At 73.3% G+C, this 18,996-nt stretch carries 19 protein-coding genes; 6 read left to right on the top strand and 13 right to left on the bottom strand.

The annotated features are described in order from the left end of the window. Positions 1-571 precede the first annotated feature (571 nt). Complete coding sequence (gene tyrS, locus AB0F58_RS28905; protein WP_357149673.1) at positions 572-1,858, bottom strand: tyrosine--tRNA ligase; 1,287 nt, start codon at positions 1,856-1,858, stop codon at positions 572-574. A gap of 116 nt (positions 1,859-1,974) precedes the next feature. On the opposite strand from tyrS, the gene AB0F58_RS28900 reads away from it, so the two are divergent. Next, positions 1,975-2,349, top strand: a complete 375-nt coding sequence (locus AB0F58_RS28900) for a PaaI family thioesterase (RefSeq protein WP_357149670.1) — start codon at positions 1,975-1,977, stop codon at positions 2,347-2,349. An 83-nt stretch (positions 2,350-2,432) separates the two neighbouring features. On the opposite strand, the gene AB0F58_RS28895 is transcribed toward AB0F58_RS28900, so the two are convergent. Both AB0F58_RS28895 and AB0F58_RS28890 read right to left on the bottom strand, forming a co-directional pair. Next, on the bottom strand, positions 2,433-3,755 hold the full coding sequence (locus AB0F58_RS28895; protein WP_357149653.1) for a hemolysin family protein: 1,323 nt from the start codon (positions 3,753-3,755) through the stop codon (positions 2,433-2,435). 102 nt (positions 3,756-3,857) lie between these two features. Next, on the bottom strand, positions 3,858-4,496 hold the full coding sequence (locus AB0F58_RS28890; RefSeq protein ID WP_357149650.1) for a hypothetical protein: 639 nt from the start codon (positions 4,494-4,496) through the stop codon (positions 3,858-3,860). 187 nt (positions 4,497-4,683) lie between these two features. On the opposite strand from AB0F58_RS28890, the gene AB0F58_RS28885 reads away from it, so the two are divergent. Beyond that, positions 4,684-5,550 carry a universal stress protein gene (locus AB0F58_RS28885; RefSeq protein WP_357149647.1) on the top strand — a complete coding sequence of 289 codons (867 nt, stop codon included), beginning with the start codon at positions 4,684-4,686 and terminating at the stop codon, positions 5,548-5,550. Positions 5,551-5,563: 13 nt separating this feature from the next. On the opposite strand, the gene AB0F58_RS28880 is transcribed toward AB0F58_RS28885, so the two are convergent. Next, entirely contained in the window at positions 5,564-6,169 is a 606-nt protein-coding gene (locus AB0F58_RS28880; RefSeq protein ID WP_357149644.1) for a DNA-3-methyladenine glycosylase, read from the bottom strand. Positions 6,170-6,329: 160 nt separating this feature from the next. Here AB0F58_RS28880 and AB0F58_RS28875 point away from each other — a divergent pair, with 160 nt between their 5' ends. Next, complete coding sequence (locus AB0F58_RS28875) at positions 6,330-6,758, top strand: DNA-binding protein (RefSeq protein WP_357149642.1); 429 nt, start codon at positions 6,330-6,332, stop codon at positions 6,756-6,758. 104 nt (positions 6,759-6,862) lie between these two features. After that, positions 6,863-7,216, top strand: coding sequence for an MmcQ/YjbR family DNA-binding protein (locus tag AB0F58_RS28870; protein ID WP_357149639.1), 354 nt, complete (start codon positions 6,863-6,865; stop codon positions 7,214-7,216). A gap of 58 nt (positions 7,217-7,274) precedes the next feature. Here AB0F58_RS28870 and argH read toward each other — a convergent pair whose 3' ends face one another. The 8 genes from argH to argC are packed head-to-tail and all read right to left on the bottom strand — an operon-like array spanning position 7,275 to position 15,682. After that, positions 7,275-8,738 carry an argininosuccinate lyase gene (gene argH / locus AB0F58_RS28865; RefSeq protein ID WP_357149667.1) on the bottom strand — a complete coding sequence of 488 codons (1,464 nt, stop codon included), beginning with the start codon at positions 8,736-8,738 and terminating at the stop codon, positions 7,275-7,277. A gap of 8 nt (positions 8,739-8,746) precedes the next feature. Next, positions 8,747-9,958: an argininosuccinate synthase gene (locus AB0F58_RS28860; RefSeq protein ID WP_357149636.1), complete on the bottom strand. Its 1,212-nt coding sequence runs from the start codon at positions 9,956-9,958 to the stop codon at positions 8,747-8,749. After that, positions 9,955-10,470 carry an arginine repressor gene (locus AB0F58_RS28855; protein WP_357149633.1) on the bottom strand — a complete coding sequence of 172 codons (516 nt, stop codon included), beginning with the start codon at positions 10,468-10,470 and terminating at the stop codon, positions 9,955-9,957. The genes AB0F58_RS28860 and AB0F58_RS28855 overlap by 4 nt, the downstream gene beginning before the upstream one ends. Further along, positions 10,467-11,396 (bottom strand): ornithine carbamoyltransferase, encoded by a 930-nt coding sequence (gene argF / locus AB0F58_RS28850; protein WP_357149630.1) that lies wholly within the window; start codon positions 11,394-11,396, stop codon positions 10,467-10,469. The genes AB0F58_RS28855 and argF overlap by 4 nt, the downstream gene beginning before the upstream one ends. Next, positions 11,393-12,619 carry an acetylornithine transaminase gene (locus AB0F58_RS28845; protein ID WP_357149627.1) on the bottom strand — a complete coding sequence of 409 codons (1,227 nt, stop codon included), beginning with the start codon at positions 12,617-12,619 and terminating at the stop codon, positions 11,393-11,395. The genes argF and AB0F58_RS28845 overlap by 4 nt, the downstream gene beginning before the upstream one ends. Continuing rightward, positions 12,616-13,512: an acetylglutamate kinase gene (argB, locus tag AB0F58_RS28840; protein WP_357149624.1), complete on the bottom strand. Its 897-nt coding sequence runs from the start codon at positions 13,510-13,512 to the stop codon at positions 12,616-12,618. Before argB ends, AB0F58_RS28845 begins: the two co-directional genes overlap by 4 nt. Further along, positions 13,509-14,681 carry a bifunctional glutamate N-acetyltransferase/amino-acid acetyltransferase ArgJ gene (gene argJ / locus AB0F58_RS28835; protein WP_357149621.1) on the bottom strand — a complete coding sequence of 391 codons (1,173 nt, stop codon included), beginning with the start codon at positions 14,679-14,681 and terminating at the stop codon, positions 13,509-13,511. Before argJ ends, argB begins: the two co-directional genes overlap by 4 nt. Continuing rightward, on the bottom strand, positions 14,678-15,682 hold the full coding sequence (gene argC / locus AB0F58_RS28830; RefSeq protein WP_357149618.1) for an N-acetyl-gamma-glutamyl-phosphate reductase: 1,005 nt from the start codon (positions 15,680-15,682) through the stop codon (positions 14,678-14,680). The genes argJ and argC overlap by 4 nt, the downstream gene beginning before the upstream one ends. Before the next feature lie 88 nt (positions 15,683-15,770). Here argC and AB0F58_RS28825 point away from each other — a divergent pair, with 88 nt between their 5' ends. Both AB0F58_RS28825 and AB0F58_RS28820 read left to right on the top strand, forming a co-directional pair. Beyond that, entirely contained in the window at positions 15,771-15,899 is a 129-nt protein-coding gene (locus tag AB0F58_RS28825) for a hypothetical protein (RefSeq protein ID WP_357149615.1), read from the top strand. Positions 15,900-15,915: 16 nt separating this feature from the next. Next, positions 15,916-16,371 carry a SitI3 family protein gene (locus AB0F58_RS28820; RefSeq protein ID WP_357149612.1) on the top strand — a complete coding sequence of 152 codons (456 nt, stop codon included), beginning with the start codon at positions 15,916-15,918 and terminating at the stop codon, positions 16,369-16,371. 66 nt (positions 16,372-16,437) lie between these two features. Here the strand turns inward: AB0F58_RS28820 and pheT are convergent, their stop codons facing one another. Then, entirely contained in the window at positions 16,438-18,984 is a 2,547-nt protein-coding gene (gene pheT / locus AB0F58_RS28815; protein WP_357149609.1) for a phenylalanine--tRNA ligase subunit beta, read from the bottom strand. Positions 18,985-18,996 lie beyond the last annotated feature (12 nt).

Below are 18,996 nucleotides of genomic sequence, written 5' to 3'. Positions count from 1 at the left end.
ACCCGAAGGCCCAACCAGCACGGGGTATAACTTAATTGGCACTGGCTTATCAAGCACCCTGTTGAGTTCTCAAAGAACAACCACACACCATCCGGAACCCTCACCGGGAACCATCCGGGGCTTTCCCTGCCCCCGCCACTCTCGCGGCGAGCACTTCTACTACGTTACCTCACCGTTTCCGCCGTGTCAAACCGCTCTGTGGCGCTTTGTCGTGCTTCTATCCGGTTTGGGGCACCAAGGATCCTGTCGGCGTCTCCGCCGTTCGATACCGTGGCTTGTGACAGGCCGGCCGCTGCGGTTTCCCGCTCGCTCGCCCGGTTCCCTGCCGGTCGTCAACCTTACCCGGCCGGTTCCGCCCCGCCAAATCGACCCCTCGGTCGACCGGTGGAGCACCACCCGGATCGGGCCCCGGAGGTATCAACCTCGCCGGACCCGCTGTCATTCCCGATCCGGACTCTCAGGCGTTTTGCCTGTTTCGTCCGTTCCGCGCTGACAGAGAGAAAGTTACGCGTCCAGCGGTTTGGTCGTCAAATCCGCTGGACGCGTCCCACGTCACATCATTGCCGTTGGGCTATTTACGCAGCTCAACCCCGGCAAACGACCGCTTGCCCCGGCGTAGGACCAGGAACCGGCCGTGCAGCAGGGACGCCGGATCGACCACCGCGTCGGTCTCGGTCACCCGGTCGTTGTTGACGTACGCCCCGCCCTCGGCGATCACCCGTCGGGCTTCCTTCATGCTCGTGACCAGGCCGGACTCCCGGAGCAGACCGGCGACGTCCGGCAGCTCGGTGAGCTGGACCAGCCCGGCCTCGGCCAGGGCCGCGCGCAGGGTCCCCTCGGCCAGTTCCGCCAGGGAGCCGCGACCGAAAAGAGCCTGACTCGCCGCGACCGCCTGCGCGGTCTCGTTCTCGCCGTGCACCAGCGTGGTCAGCTCGCCGGCCAGCGCCCGTTGGGCCGCCCGCGCCGCCGGACGTTCGGCCGTCGCCCGCTCCAGCTCCTCGATCTCGTCGTGGGATCGGAAGCTGAAGTAGCGCAGGTAACGGTCGACGTCCTTGTCGTCGACGTTGACCCAGAACTGGTAGAAGGCGTACGGGCTGGTCATGGCCGGATCGAGCCAGATCGCCCCGCCCTCGGTCTTGCCGAACTTGGTCCCGTCGGACCGGGTCACCAGCGGGGTGGTGAAGGCCTGCACCGGTCCGGCGCCGCGCCGTCGGACGTAGTCGACCCCGGCGGCGATGTTGCCCCACTGGTCGGATCCGCCGAACTGCAACCGGCAGCCGTGCCGGCGGTGCAGCTCGAAGAAGTCGTTGGCCTGGAGGAGCTGGTAGCTGAACTCGGTGAAGCTGATCCCGCTCTCCAGGCGGGCCTTGACCACCTCGCGGGCGAGCATCCGGTTGACCGGGAAGTGCTTGCCCACGTCCCGGAGGAAGTCGACCACCGACATCTCGCCGGTCCAGTCCAGATTGTTGACCAGGTGGGCGGCGTTGGCTCCGGTGTAGGAGACGAAGGGCGCCAGCTGGTCGCGGATGCGCTCGACCCAGCCGTTCACCACCTCGGGCGGGTTCAACGTCCGCTCGGCGTTCTCCTTCGGGTCACCGATCTGCCCGGTCGCGCCACCGACCAGCAGCAGCGGCCGGTGCCCGGCGAGTTGCAGCCGGCGCGCGGTGACGACCTGCATGAGGTGGCCGACGTGCAGGCTCGGCGCGGTCGGGTCAAAACCGACATAGTACGTGGCGGCCCCGCCGTCGAGCAGAGCGCGCAGCTCGTCGGGGTCGGTGGAGTCCTGGATGATGCCCCGCCACCGCAGGTCGTCGGTCAGGGATTCCCGGCTGGGCGACGGAAGGCTGCTATCGGTCACGGTCACCGATTGTCCCCCATCGTCGGGGCCGGCACGTACCGGGTTTGCCGCGCGACCGGCCCGGCTAGGCTGGCCGTCGCGTCGACCGAGGAGGAGTCACCGTGGAGACGTTGGACATGAACGGTGGGCTCGTCGCCCTGCTCGGGCTGGAGTTCGGCGAGATGAGCGGTGACCGGGTGGTGATCCGCTGGCGGGTCCGGCCGGAACTGCACCAGCCGTACGGCATCCAGCACGGCGGGGTCTACTGCGCGGTGGTGGAGACGGCGGCGAGCGTCGGCGGTTCGCTCTGGCTGGGTGACCGTGGCCGGGTGGTCGGGGTGTCCAACCAGACGGACTTCCTGCGGGCCGTGCGCGAGGGCGAGCTGACCGCGGTGGGGACCCCGGTGCACCGGGGTCGCAGCCAGCAGCTCTGGCAGGTCGAGGTCACCGACGGGGCCGGGCGCCTGGTCGCCCGGGGGCAGGTCCGGTTGCAGAACCTCGCCGCCGCCTGAGGCCGCACCGCCGACGGTCGGTCAGGAGACGGCCGACCGCCGTGTGGCGGCCCCGGAGCTGACCGGTCGCGGGGGACGCCGGCTCACCGCTCGACGGAGTCCAGGGCCGGCTCGGCGTCGGCGGGCCGCGCCGGCCGCTCGGCCGGGCGTACCCGCACCCGGGAGATGGCGTGGTGGTCGATGTCGGCGACCTCCAGCCGCCAGCCGTCGATGGTCACCTGCTCCCCGCTCTCGGTCGGGATGTGCCCGAGGCAGGCCAGCACCAGGCCGGCGACCGTGGTGTAGTCCCCGTCGGGGCGGCCGGGCAGCTCGATCCCCACGTCCGTCAGGTCGTGCACCGGGAAGGTGCCGGGGAGCAGGAGGGTGCCGTCCGGTTCGGGCTGCACGGCGCGCACGTCCCGGTCGGTCTCGTCGTAGATCTCGCCGACGATCTCCTCCAGGATGTCCTCCAGGGTGACGATGCCGTCGACCGCGCCGCGCTCGTCCACGACCAGCGCGATGTGCTGGCGTTCCGCCTTGAACTGGCGTAGCGCGTCGACCACCGGCAGCGAGTCCGGCAGCAGCATGGGCGGGCGGACGCACTCGTCGATCGGCCGGTCGTCCGGTACGCCCACCAGGTCGCGCAGGTGGATCACGCCCACCGCGTCGTCCAGGCCGCCGTGCCGGACCACCGGGGCCCGGGAGTGCCCGGAGGCCGCGAGCACCAGCCGGGCGGCCTCCGCGGTGGTGCCGCTGTCCAGGCAGAAGACCTGCAACCTGGGGACGAGCACGACGCGCAGCCGTCGGTCGGCGATCTCCACGGCCCCGGCGATGATGGTCTGCTGCTCCTTGGTGAAGCCGTGGTTGCCGGCGACGATGTCCCGCAGTTCGTCCGGACTGATCTCGTCGCGTTGCGGCTTCGGGTCGACGCCGAAAAGTCGGACGACCAGGTCGCTGGTGGCGCCGAGCGCCCAGACCGCCGGGCGGGAGAAGCTGGCGACCAGGTCCAGCGGGCGGGCCACCAGCAGCGCCCACCGTTCCGCCCGCTGCATCGCCACCCGTTTCGGGGCCAGCTCGCCGAAGACCAGGGTGACGAAGGTCAACGCCAGGGTGACCAGCACGATCGCCACCGTCTCGGCGGCACCGCCGAGGAAGCCGAGCAGCGGGACCACGGGTTTGGCCAGCGAGACGGCCGCCGCCGCGGAGGCGAGGAAGCCGGCCAGGGTGATGCCGATCTGGATGGTGGCCAGGAACCGGTTCGGGTCCCGGGCGAGTCTGGCCAGCACCCGTCCGGAGCGGCTGGTGCGCTCCAGGCGTTGCACCTGGCTCTCCCGCAACGAGACCAGGGCCATCTCGCTGCCGGCGAAGACCGCGTTCAGCACGACCAGGACTCCGACCAGGGCCAGCTGGCTCCAGTAGCTCTGCACGCCGAGAATCTCCTCACGCAGCCCGCGCCGGCGCTGCGGCGCCGCGCACCGGTGGTCCCGGCCCGCGTACGCGGTTCTTTGCCCCGTCGCCGGGACGGCGAATCATCGTCCGGCGCCGTTCGGGGTCGGCAGGTCGAGCACGTACGAGTCGCCCTCGGGACGGAAGCCGAGCCGGTGGTAGTACGGGGCGACCATGCCCGGCGGGCTGACCACCCGGTGGTACCCCCGTTCGGTGAAGAGGGTGCTCCGCCGGAAGACGAACTCGCCCGGGGTCAGGTCGCGGAACCGTTGGGTGACGTAGTCCAGGTCGATCTGGGCGACGTTGTCCGCCTCGGCGTGCGAGAGCACCACCCCGACCACCTCGTCGGCGCGGAGCACCAGGAAGGCGTCGCCGTGGGCGGTGCGGTCGTCCCAACGGAAGTCCGGGTTGAACCGGGCGATGTCCCGGGCGTGCACCCGCAGCGTGTGGGCGAGGAACTCGTCCCGGACACCGACCTGCACCACCTGGTACGTCTGCTCGTCGTGCCGGGTGGCGAGCATTTTCCGCAGGTACCAGACGTTGATGACGGCGAGTACGACGTTGAGCCCGACCATGGGCCACACCGACAGCATGGCGTTGTACCAGATCAGGACCAGGCAGCCGACGAGGTTGAGGGCGCGCAGCCGCAGGATGCGCGCCTGGAGCAGGGACCAGACCAGCAGCGCCGATCCGATCCAACCGATCATGTCCAGCCAGTTCACGCCGCGAGGGTAGTCCGGCGCGTCGGCGGTGTCGCGCGGTACCCGGGGTCGATGGTTGTCGCCGGCCGTGCCTCGGCCCGGGGCGGCCGGCTCGCAGGTGGTGCACGCGTGGCGTGCCGGGCACCCGCCCGTCGGGTAGGGCAGGGTACGTCCAGGACGGGGTGACGAGCCCGGAACGGGAGGACTGATGAACCGAGCTGTCGTGGTGGGCGTGGACGGGTCACCGGCCAGTCTGGTCGCCGCCGAACACGCCGCGCGGGCTGCGGCGCTGCGGCACCGCCCGCTGCACCTGGTACACGGCTACCTCCACCCGCTCGGCTACGGCGTGCCGATCAACCCGTACGACGTGGGGCTGCCGGAGCCGAGCGAGGAGGCCGACGCGATGCTCGACCGGGTCGCCACCGACCTGCGCGGGCGCTGGCCGGAGCTGACCGTCGAGACACGCCAGGTGGCCGGCGGGCCGGGTGCCACGCTGGTCGAGGAGTCCCGTCGCGCCGAGCTGGTGGTGGTCGGCAGCCGAGGGCTCGGCGGCTTCGCCGGGCTGCTGCTCGGCTCGGTCAGCTCCCAGGTCGCCGGGCACGCGCACTGCCCGGTGCTGGTGGTCCGGCCCGCCGACCGGGAGGTCACCGTTGCCGGGCCGGTGCTGGTCGGGGTGGACGGCTCGGAGCTGGGCGAGCTGGCCGTCGGCCAGGCCGTCGAGGAGGCCGCCCGCCGGGATGTTCCCCTGGTGCTGGCGCACGTCGTCGCCCCCGACACGCAGCCGGTGACCCGGGACGCCGCCGCCGGCGGGGAACCGGCCGACCGCCTGGTGGCGGAGACCGCCGCGACGGTCCGGCAGCGGCATCCGGAGCTGGCCGTCACCGAGCGGGTCGTCCGGGCGGCCGAACCCGCGTCAGCGCTGGTCGAGGCGAGTGCGGACGCGGCGCTGGTGGTGGTCGGCAGCCGGGGTCGGGGTGGCTTCACCGGGCTGCTGCTCGGCTCGGTCAGTCAGGCGCTGGTGCAGCACGCGCGGTGCCCGGTGCTGGTCGCCCGTCCGCACGGGCACACCGGCTGAGCGGGGCCGAGGATCACCCGCGCCGTCGGGGCACGTGCCGGCGGTAGGCGCTGACCGTCGGGTCACCGGTGATCCAGTAGCGCCACGCGACGTCGTGGGCGGCGGCCACGCCGACCCGTGGGCCGGCGGAGACCGACGACGGCGGGACCGGACGGGTGGGCGGGGTCAGCAGCAGCGGCCCGTTCCCGTCGACCATCGACGTGCCGTTCGCCTCGGCGGTGATGCCCAGCGCGACCACGAGCCGCGCCGGGCCACGGGCCAGGTCCCGGTCGGCGACCTCGCCCCGGCGCTTGCGTGCCAGGTCGAGCCCGTCGACGACCTCGCCCGCCCGGAGCAGGACCGCCGCCGCCTCCCCCTCGCCCCCACAGACGACGTTGAGGCACCAGTGCACACCGAACACGAAGTAGGTGTAGGCGTGCCCGGCCGGCCCGAACATCACCCTGGTCCGGGGGGTGGGGCCCCGGTGGGCGTGTGACGCCGGGTCCTCCCCCGTCCCGGCGTAGGCCTCGACCTCGGTCAGCCGGAGCCGGACGCCGCCGGCCGAGAGCTCCCAGCCGAGCAGGGCCCGCGCGGTCCCGGGCACCTGCGCGGCGGGTGCGTGCAACCACGAGTAGTCCACCGGACCAGGAAACGCTGCCGGCCGCCGATCGGCAAACCGAGGATGGCCCGGCCGGGTCGGATCGACCCGCCAGCTGCCGGGACCGGCCGGGGCGTGGCCGTACCACCGGACGCATAAACAATCCGTTGACAACACGTTGGTTAAGTGCTGGGATGGTGGCATGAGCGACACACCGTCCCCGTTCACTCCCCCACATCCCGGCGCCGAACGCGCCCGTCGCGACCACACCGCACTGTTCCGGATCGCCGAGCGGCACGCGGACACCGACGAACGACGGCGACGGTATGCCCACGCGTACGTGCCCGAGCCGTACGAGGCGGCCAGCCTGGTGCTCGCGCTCGCCGCCGGGGCGGCCGAGGCGGCACCCGGTGAGGAACCGGTCGACCACGCCGACCTGATGGCCGCGCTGACCCTCGTGCCCCGGGTCCGCGCCGACGTCGACACCCTGGAGGCCGGGCTGCTCTCGCTGGCCCGCAGCCGGGGGATGACCTGGCAGGAGATCGCCTTCGGCCTCGGCCTGGGCAGCGCACAGGCCGCCCGGCAGCGCTTCGAACGGGTCTCCGGGCGGACCGCTCCCCCGGTCGGCTGACCGCCGCCCGTGACCCGGGGCGATGGCCCCGCCCCGTCGCCCCGGGATGGTAGGCATGCCTCGCGCCCGTGCCACCCGAGGACGGGCCGGGAGGGAGCGACGGGATGACCCGTGCCGAGATGCTGGCGTACTGCCTGGCCAAGCCGGGTGCCTGGGAGGACCACCCGTGGGAGGGGGACGCGGTGGTCAAGGTCGGCAGCCGGATCTTCGCCTTTCTCGGCGGCCCGGACGCCGCGACCGTCGGGGTCAAGTGCGGCCCGGACCGTGACGTCGCCGACGAGTGGCTGCACCGGTACCCCGAGGATGCCCGTTCCTCCCCCTACATCGGCCGGTCCGGGTGGAACACGCTGCGGCTCGACGGCGCGATCGACGACGACGAGCTACGGGAGGCGGTCGACGCCTCGTACGACACGATCGTGGCCCGGCTGCCGAAACGCGAACGCCCGGCCGCGTCCTGACCGCCCGCGCGAAGCCGTCGCGGCGCGCGGGTCGCCCCGTGCGCCGCGACGGTGCCGCTCAGCGGGGAACGACCGTCTCGGCGGCCCACTCCCGCCAGCCGGCGAGCTGCTCGACGGCCGTAGCGAGCTGGTCGGCGACCGGACCGGGGCCGGTCGAGCCGGGCGTGATCCGGGCGGCCAGGGCCGAGCGGACCGACAGCACGTCCCGCACGGACGGGTCGAGGTGCTCGCTGACCGCCGCGAGGTCGGCGTCGGAGACCTCGTCGAGGGCGCAGTCCCGGGCCACGCAGAGCGCGACGAGGCGTCCGGTGATCTCGTGCGCCTCGCGGAACGGCACGTTGCGCCGGACCAGCCAGTCGGCGACCTCGGTGGCGAGCGAGAAGCCCACCGGGGCGGCGGCGACCAGCCGGTCCACCCGCACCGTCATCGTGGAGATCATCCCGGCCAGGGCGGGCAGCAGCAGTTCCAGGGTGTCGACCGCGTCGAAGGCCGGCTCCTTGTCCTCCTGCATGTCCCGGTCGTAACTCAACGGCAGGCCCTTGAGCATGGTCAGCACCGCGACCAGACCGCCGACCAGCCGACCGGACTTGCCCCGGGCCAGCTCGGCGATGTCCGCGTTCTTCTTCTGCGGCATGATCGACGAGCCGGTGGCGAAGGCGTCGTCCAGCTCGACCCAGCCGAACTGCTGCGTCGTCCAGAGCACCACCTCCTCACCGAGGCGGGACAGGTGCACCCCGATCATGGCGGTGACGAAGAGGAACTCGGCCACGAAGTCCCGGTCGGCGACCGCGTCCATCGAGTTGGCGAACGAGGTGCGGAAGCCCAGTTCCTTGGAGACCGCCGTCGGGTCCAGCGGCAGGCCGGAGCCGGCGAGCGCGCCCGCCCCGAGCGGGCTGACCGCCGCGCGGTGGTCCCAGTCGCGCATCCGCTCCAGGTCCCGCAGCAGCGGGTGCACGTGGGCCAGCAGCCAGTGGCCGAAGGTGACCGGCTGGGCGTGCTGGAGGTGGGTCATCCCCGGCGCGGCGGTGTCGACGTGCCGCCCGGCCTGCTCGACCAGGGCCTCGGCCAGTTCGACCAGCCGGGCGGCCACGCCCCGCGCGTGGTCGCGCAGGTAGAGCCGCAGGTCGGTGGCGACCTGGTCGTTGCGGGACCGGCCGGCGCGCAGCTTGCCGCCCAGGGTGCCGAGACGTTCCAGCAGGCCGCGTTCGAGGGCGGTGTGCACGTCCTCGTCGTCGACCGTGGGACGGAACGCCCCGGAGGCACAGGCGGCCTCCAGGTCGTCCAGGGCGGCGAGGATCCGACCCAGTTCGTCCGGGTCGAGCAGGCCGGCGCCGGCCAGGACCCGGGCGTGCGCCCGGGAGCCGGCGATGTCGTACGGGGCGAGGCGCCAGTCGAACTGCACGCTCACCGACAGCCGGGCCAGGGCCTCCGACGGGCCACCGGCGAACCGGCCGCCCCAGAGGCTCGTCCGGTTGGTCGCGGCACTGTTCTCGGTCAGACTCTTGTCGTCCACCCCGCCCATTCTGGTGGTCACTGTCCGGCGCCGCCCAGCCGGGCGTCCCGCGCCGCGGCCATCTTGCTCGGCAGGCCCCACAACTGCACGAAACCCTTGGCGAGGGACTGGTCGAAGGTGTCCCCGGTGTCGTAGGTGGCCAGGCCGAAGTCGTAGAGGCTGGCCTCGGAACGCCGGCCGGTGACGGTGGCCCGCCCACCGTGCAGGGTCAGCCGCACCTCGCCGGAGACCTGCTGCTGGGCGTCGTCGATGAAGACGTCCAGCGCCCGCTTCAGCGGGGAGAACCAGAGGCCGTCGTAGACCAGCTCGCCCCAGCGCTGGTCGACGCCGCGCTTGAACCGGGCCAGGTCCCGCTCGACGGTGACCGCCTCCAGCTCCTGGTGGGCGGTGATCAGGGCGATCGCGCCGGGGGCCTCGTACACCTCGCGGCTCTTGATGCCGACGAGCCGGTCCTCGACCATGTCCAGCCGGCCGACCCCCTGCGCGCCGGCCCGCCGGTTCAGCTCACCGATCGCCTGGTACGGGGTGACCGTCTCGCCGTCGATCGCCACCGGCACCCCGGCGTCGAAGGTGATGACCACCTCGTCGGCGTCACGCGGCTCGGCCGGGTCGGCGGTGTACGAGTAGAGGTCCTCGATCGGCCCGTTCCAGATGTCCTCCAGGAAGCCGGTCTCCACCGCCCGGCCCCACAGGTTCTGGTCGATCGAGTACGGCGACTTCGCCGACACGTCGATCGGCAGCCCCTTCTCCTCGGCGAAGGCGATCGCCTTGTCCCGGGTCCAGGCGAAGTCCCGGGCCGGGGCGATGATCCTCAGGTCCGGGGCGAGCGCGGCCAGGCCGACCTCGAAGCGGACCTGGTCGTTGCCCTTCCCGGTGCAGCCGTGCGAGACGATCGTGCCGCCGTGCTTGCGGGCCGCCGCGACCAGGTGCTTGACGATCAGCGGCCGGCTCAGCGCGGACACCAGCGGGTAGCGGTCCATGTAGAGGGCATTCGCCCGCATCGCCGGCAGGCAGTACTCGGCGGCGAACTCGTCGCGCGCGTCGACCACCTCGGACTCCACCGCGCCGCAGGCCAGCGCGCGCTCCCGGATGGCGTCGAGGTCCTCGCCGCCCTGTCCGACGTCGACCGCGACCGCGATCACCTCGGCGCCGGTCTGCTCGGCCAGGTAGGGAATGGCGACGGAGGTGTCCAGCCCTCCGGAATACGCCAGGACGACCCGCTCGGTCATGATGTGGTGCTCCCTTCAACGTTCTCTTCGCGGCGGGACCAGGCGCTGAGCTTCTCGCCCAGCGCGGCCCCGCCGTCGGCCTCGCGGGCCACGACGAGGATGGTGTCGTCGCCGGCGATGGTGCCGACGACCTCGGGCAGGCCGGCCCGGTCCACCGCGCTGGCCAGGTAGTGCGCCGCGCCCGGTGGGGTGCGCAGGACGGTGATGTTGCCGCTGGCGTCCACCCCGTTGAGCAGTTCGCGCAGCAGCCGGACCAGCCGGGCCGGCGCGCTCTCGGCGTCCCGCAGCGGCCGGTGGCCGTCCTCGGGGATCAGGTAGACGCCCCGGCCGTCGCCGCCGCGCGCAGTCACCGCGCCCAGCTCCTTCAGGTCCCGGGAGAGGGTGGCCTGGGTGACCTGGACGCCGTCGGCGGCGAGCCGGTCGGCCAGTTCGGTCTGCGAGTGGACGGCCGTGTCACGGATCAGTTCGACGATGCGGGCGTGCCGGGCGGCACGGGTCGACGGAGAGGTCACGGGGTGGATACCTCCAGGAGAAACGTCAGCAGCGCCTTCTGGGCGTGCAGGCGATTCTCCGCCTGGTCGAAGACCGCGCTCTGCGGGCCGTCGAGCACCTCGTCGGTGATCTCCTCACCCCGGTGCGCCGGCAGGCAGTGCAGCACGATCGCGTCCGGCGCGGCGTGCCCGAGCAGTTCCTTGTTGACCTGGAACGGCAGGAAGGGGGTGGTCCGGTCCAGCCCGTCCTCCTCCTGCCCCATCGAGGTCCAGGTGTCGGTCGCCACGACGTCGGCGTCGCGCACCGCGACGACCGGGTCGGTGAGCGCCCGTACCGATCCGCCGGTGCCGGCGGCGATCTCGGCGGCGCGGGCCAGCACCGCCGGATCCGGCGCGAACCCGGCCGGACCGGCGACCCGGACGTGCATCCCGGCCGTCGCGCCGGCCAGCAGGTACGAGTGCGCGACGTTGTTCGCCGCGTCCCCCACGTACGCCAGGGTCCGCCCGGCGGTGCCGCCGCACCGCTCCCGGACGGTGAGCAGGTCGGCCAGGAGCTGACAGGGGTGGAAGCCGTCGGTGAGCGCGTTGATCACCGGCACGGTGGCCGCGTCGGCGACCTCGGCGATCCGGTCGTCCCCGTGGGTCCGCAGCACGATCGCCGCGACGTACCGGGAGAGCACCCGACCGGCGTCGCCGAGGGTCTCGCCCCGACCGAAGTGGGTGACCTGGGTGTCCACCACCAGCGGATGACCGCCCAGCTCGGCGATACCGACGTCGAAGGAGAACCGGGTGCGCAGACTCTGCTTGTCGAAGAGCACCGCCACCGAGCGCGGACCGGCGAGGGGGTGGTACCCGAACCGGTCGGCCTTCATCCGGACGGCCAGGTCCAGCACGGCCGCCTGCTCGGCGGGGGTCAGGTCGTCGTCCCGCAACAGGTGCCGGATCATGGAAGCGTCTCCGGGATGCTGGTCGGGGCGGGGGCGGGGCTCGACGCGGCGGCCGGGACCGCCGCCGCGTCGAGAGCTGCGGGAAGAGCCGCGAGGAAGGCGTCGACCTGCCCGGCGGTGAGGATGAGCGGCGGGGCCAGCCGGAGGACGTCCGGTTGCACCGGGTTGACCAGGAAACCGGCGGTCCGCAGCGCCTCGGTGACCGGCTTCGACACCGGTGCGGCGAGCACCACCCCGAGCAGCAGTCCCGCACCCCGGACCCCGGTGACCAGGGGGTGACCGATCGCCTCGACGCCGCGGCGCAACCGCTCGCCGACCCGCTCGACGTGGTCGAGCAGCCCTTCGCTGGCGATGGTGGAGACCACCGCGAGCGCGGCGGCGCAGCTCACCGGGTTGCCGCCGAAGGTGGTGCCGTGCGAGCCGGGACCGAGCAGGTCCGCGGCCCGGCCGAAGGCCAGACAGGCGCCGAGGGGCAGCCCGCCGCCGAGCCCCTTGGCCAGGGTGACCAGGTCGGGTTCGATCCCCTCGGCCTGGTGGGCGAACCAGTGGCCGGTCCGACCGACACCGGTCTGCACCTCGTCGAGCACCAGCAGCGCGCCGTGCCGGGCGGTGACCCGCCGGGCCTCGGCGAGGTAGCCGGCGGGCGGCACGACCACGCCGTTCTCCCCCTGCACCGGCTCCAGGATCACCATCGCGGTGGCGTCGGTGACCGCCGCCGCGAGGGCCGCCGGGTCGCCGTACGGGACGTGCGTGACGTCGCCGGGCAGCGGGCGGAACGGGTCGGCCTTGGCGGGCTGGCCGGTGAGTGCCAGCGCGCCCATGGTGCGGCCGTGGAAGCCGCCCTCGGCGGCGACCACGTGGCTGCGCCCGGTGAGCCGGGAGAGCTTGAAGGCGGCCTCGTTGGCCTCCGCACCGGAGTTGGCGAAGAAGACCCGACCCGGCCGGCCGGCGAGGGCGAGCAGCAGCTCGGCCAGGGCAACCGGTGGTTCGGCCACGAACAGGTTGGAGACGTGCCCGAGGGTGGCGATCTGCCGGGACACCGCCCCCACCACCGCCGGATGGGCGTGCCCGAGCGCGTTGACCGCGATTCCGCCGACCAGGTCGACGTACTCCCGGCCCGCCTCGTCGACCACGACGGCGCCGTTGCCGGCGACCAGCGCCAGCGGCGGGGTGCCGTAGTTGTCCATCATGGTGTGGGTCCAACGTTCGACGAGCGTGCTCATGACGGGATCACCATCGTTCCGAACCCTTCCGAGGTGAACACCTCGAGCAACGTGGAATGGGCGACCCGGCCGTCCACCACGTGCGCGGCGGGGACGCCGCCGCGCACCGCCCGGAGGCAGGCCTCCATCTTCGGCACCATGCCGGACTCCAGGCGGGGCAGCAGCTCCGCCAGGTCGTCGACGGTGATCTCGCTGACCAGGCTGCTGGTGTCCGGCCAGTTCGTGCAGAGGCCGGGCACGTCGGTCAGGACGACCAGCTTGCGGGCCCGCAGCGCGACGGCGAGCGCGGCGGCGGCGGTGTCGGCGTTCAGGTTGTGCAGTACCCCGTCGGCGTCCGGCGCGACCGTCGAGACCACCGGGATCCGGCCGGCGGCGATCAGGTCGGTCACCGCGGAGACGTCGACCGACGCCACGTCCCCGACCAGGCCGACGTCGACCGCTTCCCCGTCCACCCACGCCGGCCGGCGCACCGCCGTGAGGAGTCGGGCGTCCTCACCGGAGAGGCCGACCGCGAACGGGCCGTGCGCGTTGATCAGACCGACGAGTTCCCGGCCGACCTGCCCGACCAGGACCATCCGGACGACGTCCATCGCCTCCGGGGTGGTGACCCGCAGGCCGCCCCGGAACTCGCTGGCGATGCCGAGCCGGTCGAGCATCGCGGAGATCTGCGGCCCGCCGCCGTGCACCACCACCGGCTTCAGGCCGGCGTGCCGGAGGAAGACCATGTCGGTGGCGAAGGCCCGCTTCAGGGCCGGGTCGACCATGGCGTTACCGCCGTACTTGACGACCACGGTGGCCCCGGCGAAGCGGGCCAGCCAGGGCAGCGCCTCGATCAGCGTGGCGGCCTTGGCCTGGGCCCGGGTGAGGTCGGCGGTCAGGCTCCTCGCGCTCACGACGAGTAGGCCGAGTTCTCGTGGACGTACGCGTGGGACAGGTCGTTGGTCCAGACGGTGGCCCGGTCCGACCCGGTGTGCAGGTCGATCCGGATGGTGACGTGGCGGCCGGTCAGGTCGACCTTCGCGCGGTCCTCGGCGGCGGCCCCGCCCCGGCACACCCAGACGCCGTTGACCGCGACGTCGATGTCGTCGGGCTCGAAGGCGGCGGCGGTGGTGCCGACGGCGGCGAGGATCCGTCCCCAGTTCGGGTCGTTGCCGAACAGCGCGGTCTTGACCAGGTTGTTGCGGGCCACCGCGCGACCCACCTCGACCGCGTCGTCCTCGTCGGCCGCGCCGACGACCTCGATGGCGATCTGCTTGGTGGCGCCCTCGGCGTCGGCGAGGAGCTGTTGCGCCAGGTCGTGACAGGCGGCGGTGACCGCGGCGGTCAGCTCCGCCCCGGTCGGCTCGATGCCGGAGGCGCCGCTGGCCAGCAGCAGCACCGTGTCGTTGGTGGACATGCAGCCGTCGGAGTCGATCCGGTCGAAGGTGACCCGGCAGGCGGCCCGCAGCGCGGCGTCGAGCGCGTCGGGGCCGGCGACCGCGTCGGTGGTGAGGACGCAGAGCATGGTCGCCATGGCCGGGGCGAGCATGCCCGCGCCCTTGGCCATCCCGCCGACCGTCCAGCCGGTGCCCCGGATGACCGTGGTCTTCGGGCGGGTGTCGGTGGTCATGATCGCCTCGGCGGCGTCGGCCCCACCGTCACGGGAGAGTCCCCGGATCGCCGTGCGCACCCCGGAGACCAGCTTCGGCATCGGGAGCCGCTCGCCGATCAGCCCGGTGGAGCAGACCGCCACGTCCGCCGCGCCGAGGCGCAGCCGGGGGCTGGCCGAGGTGAGCGCGGCGGCGGTGTGCTCGGCGGTGGCGTGGGTGTCCTGGAAACCGGCCGGACCGGTGCACGCGTTCGCGCCGCCGGAGTTGAGCACCACCGCGCGGACCACGCCGCCCCGGACGACCTGCTGGGTCCAGAGCACGGGGGCGGCCTTGACCCGGTTGGCGGTGAAGACCCCGGCCACGGTGGCGTCGGGGCCGTCGTTGACGACGAGGGCGACGTCGGAGGCGCCGCCGCTCTTGAGTCCGGCGGCGACACCGGACGCCCGGAAGCCCCGAGGAGCGGTGACGGTCATGGTGCGATCCCCCAGACGGAGAGGCCGGTGGTCTCGGGCAGGCCGAGCATCAGGTTGGCGCACTGCACCGCCTGGCCGGCCGCGCCCTTGCCGAGGTTGTCGATCGCGCTGACCACGATCACCCGACCGGTGTCGACGTCCCGGGTGGCCTGCAGGTGGCAGGAGTTGGAGCCCAGCGTGGCGGCGGTGTGCGGCCAGCTCCCCTCGGGCAGTACGTGCACGAAGGGCGCGTCCGCGTACGCCTCGGCGAGCACCGCGCGCGGATCGGCGTCGGTGCTGGTCGGCACGGCGGTGACGGTGGCGAGGATGCCGCGCGGCATCGGCGCGAGAACCGGGGTGAAGCTCAGGCCGGTCGCGCCGGTGGCCTGCCTGATCTCCGGCACGTGCTGGTGGGCGCCGACCTTGTAGGGCGAGAGATCGCCCATCACCTCACTGCCCAGCAGGTGCGCTTTGGCAGCCCGGCCGGCGCCGGAGGTGCCGGAGGCGGCGACCACCACCACGTCGGCGGGCGCGACCGCCCCGGCCGCGACCAGCGGCGCGAGCGCGAGGGTGGTGGCCACGGCGTAACAGCCGGTGGCGGCGACCCGGTCGGCGGCGGTGATCGCCGCACGCTGGCCGGGCAGCTCCGGCAGGCCGTAGGTCCAGGTCCCGGCGTGCGGGCCGCCGTAGTACCGCTGCCACGCGGCGGCGTCGACCAGCCGGTGGTCCGCCCCGAGGTCGACCACCTTCACGCTCGGGGGCAGGCTGGCGGCCAGCGCCGCCGACTGGCCGTGCGGCAGGGCCAGGAAGACCAGGTCCGCCTCGGCCAGGGCGGCGGAGTCGGTGGCGGCGAGCGTCAGGTCCAGCCCGGCGAGCTGCGGGTGCACGGCAGCGACCGGCTGACCCGCCTGGCTGTGCGCGGTGGCGGCGACGAGGTCGAACTCCGGGTGCCCGGCGACCAGACGCAGCAGCTCGCCGCCGGCGTAGCCGCTCGCTCCCGCGACCGCAGTTCGGATACCCATACCAACCTCCGCATGACTATGCAGTCAGGTTAGCAGGGGCGGGAACCGGGCCGCAAATTCAGTCGCCGGAGGGCAGACGCAGCGGGCGGTGGTGGACCTGCAGGAGTGGCGGGGCGACCCGGCCGCCCTGCAGAGGCAGTTCGACGACTGGCCCGTACCGGGACTGAAGGAAGTCAAGGCGATCCTGCCGAACGGCGAGATCGTCCAGATCGTCTGAGGAGGGGCAGCACCACGTGGCCATCGAATACCGGTTGGTCCTCGCCGGCGACATCACCGCCGAGCAACTCGCCGACCATGCGTTTCCGGACCCGACCGACCGGGCCACCTTCACGCCGTACGCCAACGGGCTGGAGGGCGACCTCTACGACCGGTACGGGTTCACGGTCGACGTCACGGTCGGCCGAAACGGCTACGTCGACGTGGAGACCGACGAGGGGCAGTGGGAGTGGGAGCCGGACCCGTACGCCCGGCTCAACCTCCGGATGAACAAGGAAACCCTGACCGAGCAGGGCATCCCGCACATGCTCGACGTGTTCGCCCGGGTGCTCCGCACCACCACGCAGGACGCCGCTCTGGTGGCCAACGCCGATTACCTGCTGCTGCTTCGCAGGAACGGCGTCGTCCGCAAGCACCGCCGGGGCACCTGGTGGGACCACTACCCGTTCGCCAACTCGAAGATCCCCGGCTGACCGGATCCGGTGACAGGAGGGGCCCCTGCGGTGCCTGAGGCGTCCGCAGGGGCCCCTCCGTGCGCCTCAGGCGCCGCGCAGGGTCGCGCCGAAGCGGGACGCGGCGGTGGCGACCGCCGCGTCGCGGGCGGCCACCGCCTCCTCGACGGTCAGGGTGCGGTCCGGGGCGCGGAAGGTGAGTTTGTAGGCCAGGGACCGGCGTCCCTCGCCGAGCTGCGCCGAGACGTACACGTCGAACAGCCGGACCGACTCCAGCAGCTCGCCGGCCCCCTCGGCCAGCGCCCGTTGCACGTCGGCCGCCGGCACCGTCTCGTCGACCACCAACGCCACGTCGATCAGCGCGGGCGGGAACCCGGAGACGGTCGGTGCCGGGACGACACCGGCCGCCGGCACGGCGTCCAGGTCCAGCTCCATCGCGACGGTCCGCCGGGGCAGCTCCAGGGTGGCCAGCACCGACGGGTGCAGCTCGCCGGCGTACCCGACGACGGTGTCGTCGACCAGCAGCTGTGCGCAGCGCCCCGGGTGCCAGGGGGCCTGCTCGGCGGCGCGGACGACGACCCGGTGCGCGTCGATCCCGGCGGCGGCGAGCACCGTCCGGCCGGCCTCGACGGCGTCCGCCCAGCTCGCCGGGCGGCCCGCCCCCCACCAGCCGGCCGGCTCGACGTCCCCGGCGAGCACCACGGCCACGTGCCGGGGCTGAGCCGGCAGGGTCGCGTCGGCGGCGGCGAAGTCGGCGTCGGAAGGACGCTGGTCGACCCCCATCGCCGGGGCCGGCCCGGCGTCCGGACGCGGGTGGAAGACCAGGCCGGTCTCGTAGAGGGCGAGGTCGCGGTGCCCCCGGCCGATGTTGCGCTTGAGGATGCCCAGCAGCGGTCCGAGCAGCATGGTGCGCAGCAGCGGCTCCTCCTCCGACAGCGGGTTGGCCAGCCGTACCGCCATCCGACGCGGGTCGTCGGCGGGCAGGCCGAGCTGGTCGGCGAGGTCGGGGGCGACGAACGGGTGCCCGAGCACCTCGACGTACCCCTGCTCGGCCAGCGCGCGGGCGACCGCCCGGTGCCGCCGCTGGCTCGGGGTGAGCCCCCGGCCGGGCGGGGCGGGCGGCAGCACCGACGGAACGCGGTCGTACCCGTCGAGGCGGACCACCTCCTCGACCAGGTCGGCCGGGTCGGTCAGGTCCGGTCGCCAGGTCGGCGGGACGACGGTCAGCACCGTCGGGCCACCGGGAATCACCCCGACCGCGCCCGGGTCCTCGGCGAGCCGGTCGACGCCCCGGGTCACCGTGCAGCCGACCTGCTCGAGCAGGGCGACCACCCGGGCCGGCGGGTAGTCCACGCCGACCCGCCGACCCGGCAGGTCGGCCGGCAGGCTCACCGGGGTGGCCGGCCGGACGTGGTCGATGTCGAGGATCTCCGCGTCGGCGGTCCCGCCGCCGTACTCGGTGAGCAGCCGCACCGCCCGCTCCACGGCGACCAGCGGCAGGGCCGGGTCGACGCCGCGTTCCCACCGCTTCGCCGCCTCGCTGAACAGCTTGTGCCGGCGGGCGGTGCGCCCGACCATCACCGCGTCCCAGTGGGCCGCCTCGAGCAGCACGGTGGTGGTGCCGGCGACCACCTCGCTGGTCTCGCCACCCATCACCGCCGCGAGGGAGATCGGACCGGTCTCGTCGCAGATGACCATGTCCTCCGCGGCCAGGCTGCGGGTCACCCCGTCCAGGGTGGTGAGCTTCTCCCCCGGCTCGGCCCGGCGCACCACCAGACCGCCGACGAGCCGGTCGGCGTCGAAGGCGTGCATGGGCTGCCCCAGCTCGAGCATCACGTAGTTGGTGATGTCGACCGGCAGGGAGATGCTGCGGATGCCGGCGACGGTGAGTCGGCGGCTCATCCACTCCGGGGTCCGGGCGGTCGGGTCGACGCCCCGGACGGTCCGGGCGACGAACCGGTCGCAGCCCACCGGGTCGCGCACCTCCACCGGGTACGCCGGACGCGCCGTCCCGACCGGCGCGGGCACCAGGCCGGGGTCGCGGAACGGTACCCCGAAGGCGTGCGCCAACTCTCGGGCGATGCCCCGGACCGACATCTGGTAGCCCCGGTCGGGGGTGATCTCCAGCTCGACCACGACGTCGTCGAGCCCGACCACCGGGCGCGCGTCGTCGCCGGGCTTGGCCGGGTTCTCCCCGCCGAGCACGATGATGCCCGAGTGGTCGTCGCCGAGGCCCAGTTCCTTGGCCGAGCAGATCATGCCCCGGGAGTTGCGCCCGTACGTCTTGCGCGCGCCGATGACGAAGTCGCCGGGGAGCACCCCGCCGGGGAGGATCACCACGACCCGGTCGCCGGGGGCGAAGTTGCGCGCCCCGCAGACGATCTCCTGCAACTCGCCGGTGCCGTTGGCCTGGCCCACGTCCACCAGGCAGAACCGGATCGGCTTCTTGAAGCCGGTGAGCTCCTCGATCTCGCGGACCTCGCCGACGACCAGCGGCCCGGTGACCGTGGCCCGCAGGTCCACCAGGGACTCGACCTCGATGCCGAGGTCGACCAGGGCCCGCTCCAGGTCGGCCGGTTCGAGGTCGGCGGGCAGGTCGACGTACTCCCGCAGCCAACTGACTGAAACTCGCATGCCTCTAGACCA

The sequence above is a fragment of the Micromonospora sp. NPDC023956 genome (genome assembly GCF_040639195.1).
Taxonomy (GTDB): Bacteria; Actinomycetota; Actinomycetes; order Mycobacteriales; family Micromonosporaceae; genus Micromonospora.
Note: the sequence above shows the minus strand (reverse complement) of the source record. Positions and strands in the feature narration are given on the sequence as shown.

What these genes read in the sequence shown, in the direction of transcription:
- AB0F58_RS28885 (WP_357149647.1), top strand. Translation starts at nt 4,684, where the DNA reads ATGAACCGAGCTGTCGTGGTGGGCGTGGACGGGTCACCGGCCAGTCTG.
- AB0F58_RS28845 (WP_357149627.1), bottom strand. Translation starts at nt 12,619, where the DNA reads ATGAGCACGCTCGTCGAACGTTGGACCCACACCATGATGGACAACTAC.
- pheT (WP_357149609.1), bottom strand. Translation starts at nt 18,984, where the DNA reads ATGCGAGTTTCAGTCAGTTGGCTGCGGGAGTACGTCGACCTGCCCGCC.
- AB0F58_RS28870 (WP_357149639.1), top strand. Translation starts at nt 6,863, where the DNA reads ATGACCCGTGCCGAGATGCTGGCGTACTGCCTGGCCAAGCCGGGTGCC.
- argC (WP_357149618.1), bottom strand. Translation starts at nt 15,682, where the DNA reads ATGGGTATCCGAACTGCGGTCGCGGGAGCGAGCGGCTACGCCGGCGGC.
- AB0F58_RS28875 (WP_357149642.1), top strand. Translation starts at nt 6,330, where the DNA reads ATGAGCGACACACCGTCCCCGTTCACTCCCCCACATCCCGGCGCCGAA.
- AB0F58_RS28860 (WP_357149636.1), bottom strand. Translation starts at nt 9,958, where the DNA reads ATGACCGAGCGGGTCGTCCTGGCGTATTCCGGAGGGCTGGACACCTCC.
- argH (WP_357149667.1), bottom strand. Translation starts at nt 8,738, where the DNA reads ATGGGCGGGGTGGACGACAAGAGTCTGACCGAGAACAGTGCCGCGACC.
- argJ (WP_357149621.1), bottom strand. Translation starts at nt 14,681, where the DNA reads ATGACCGTCACCGCTCCTCGGGGCTTCCGGGCGTCCGGTGTCGCCGCC.
- argF (WP_357149630.1), bottom strand. Translation starts at nt 11,396, where the DNA reads ATGATCCGGCACCTGTTGCGGGACGACGACCTGACCCCCGCCGAGCAG.
- AB0F58_RS28900 (WP_357149670.1), top strand. Translation starts at nt 1,975, where the DNA reads ATGAACGGTGGGCTCGTCGCCCTGCTCGGGCTGGAGTTCGGCGAGATG.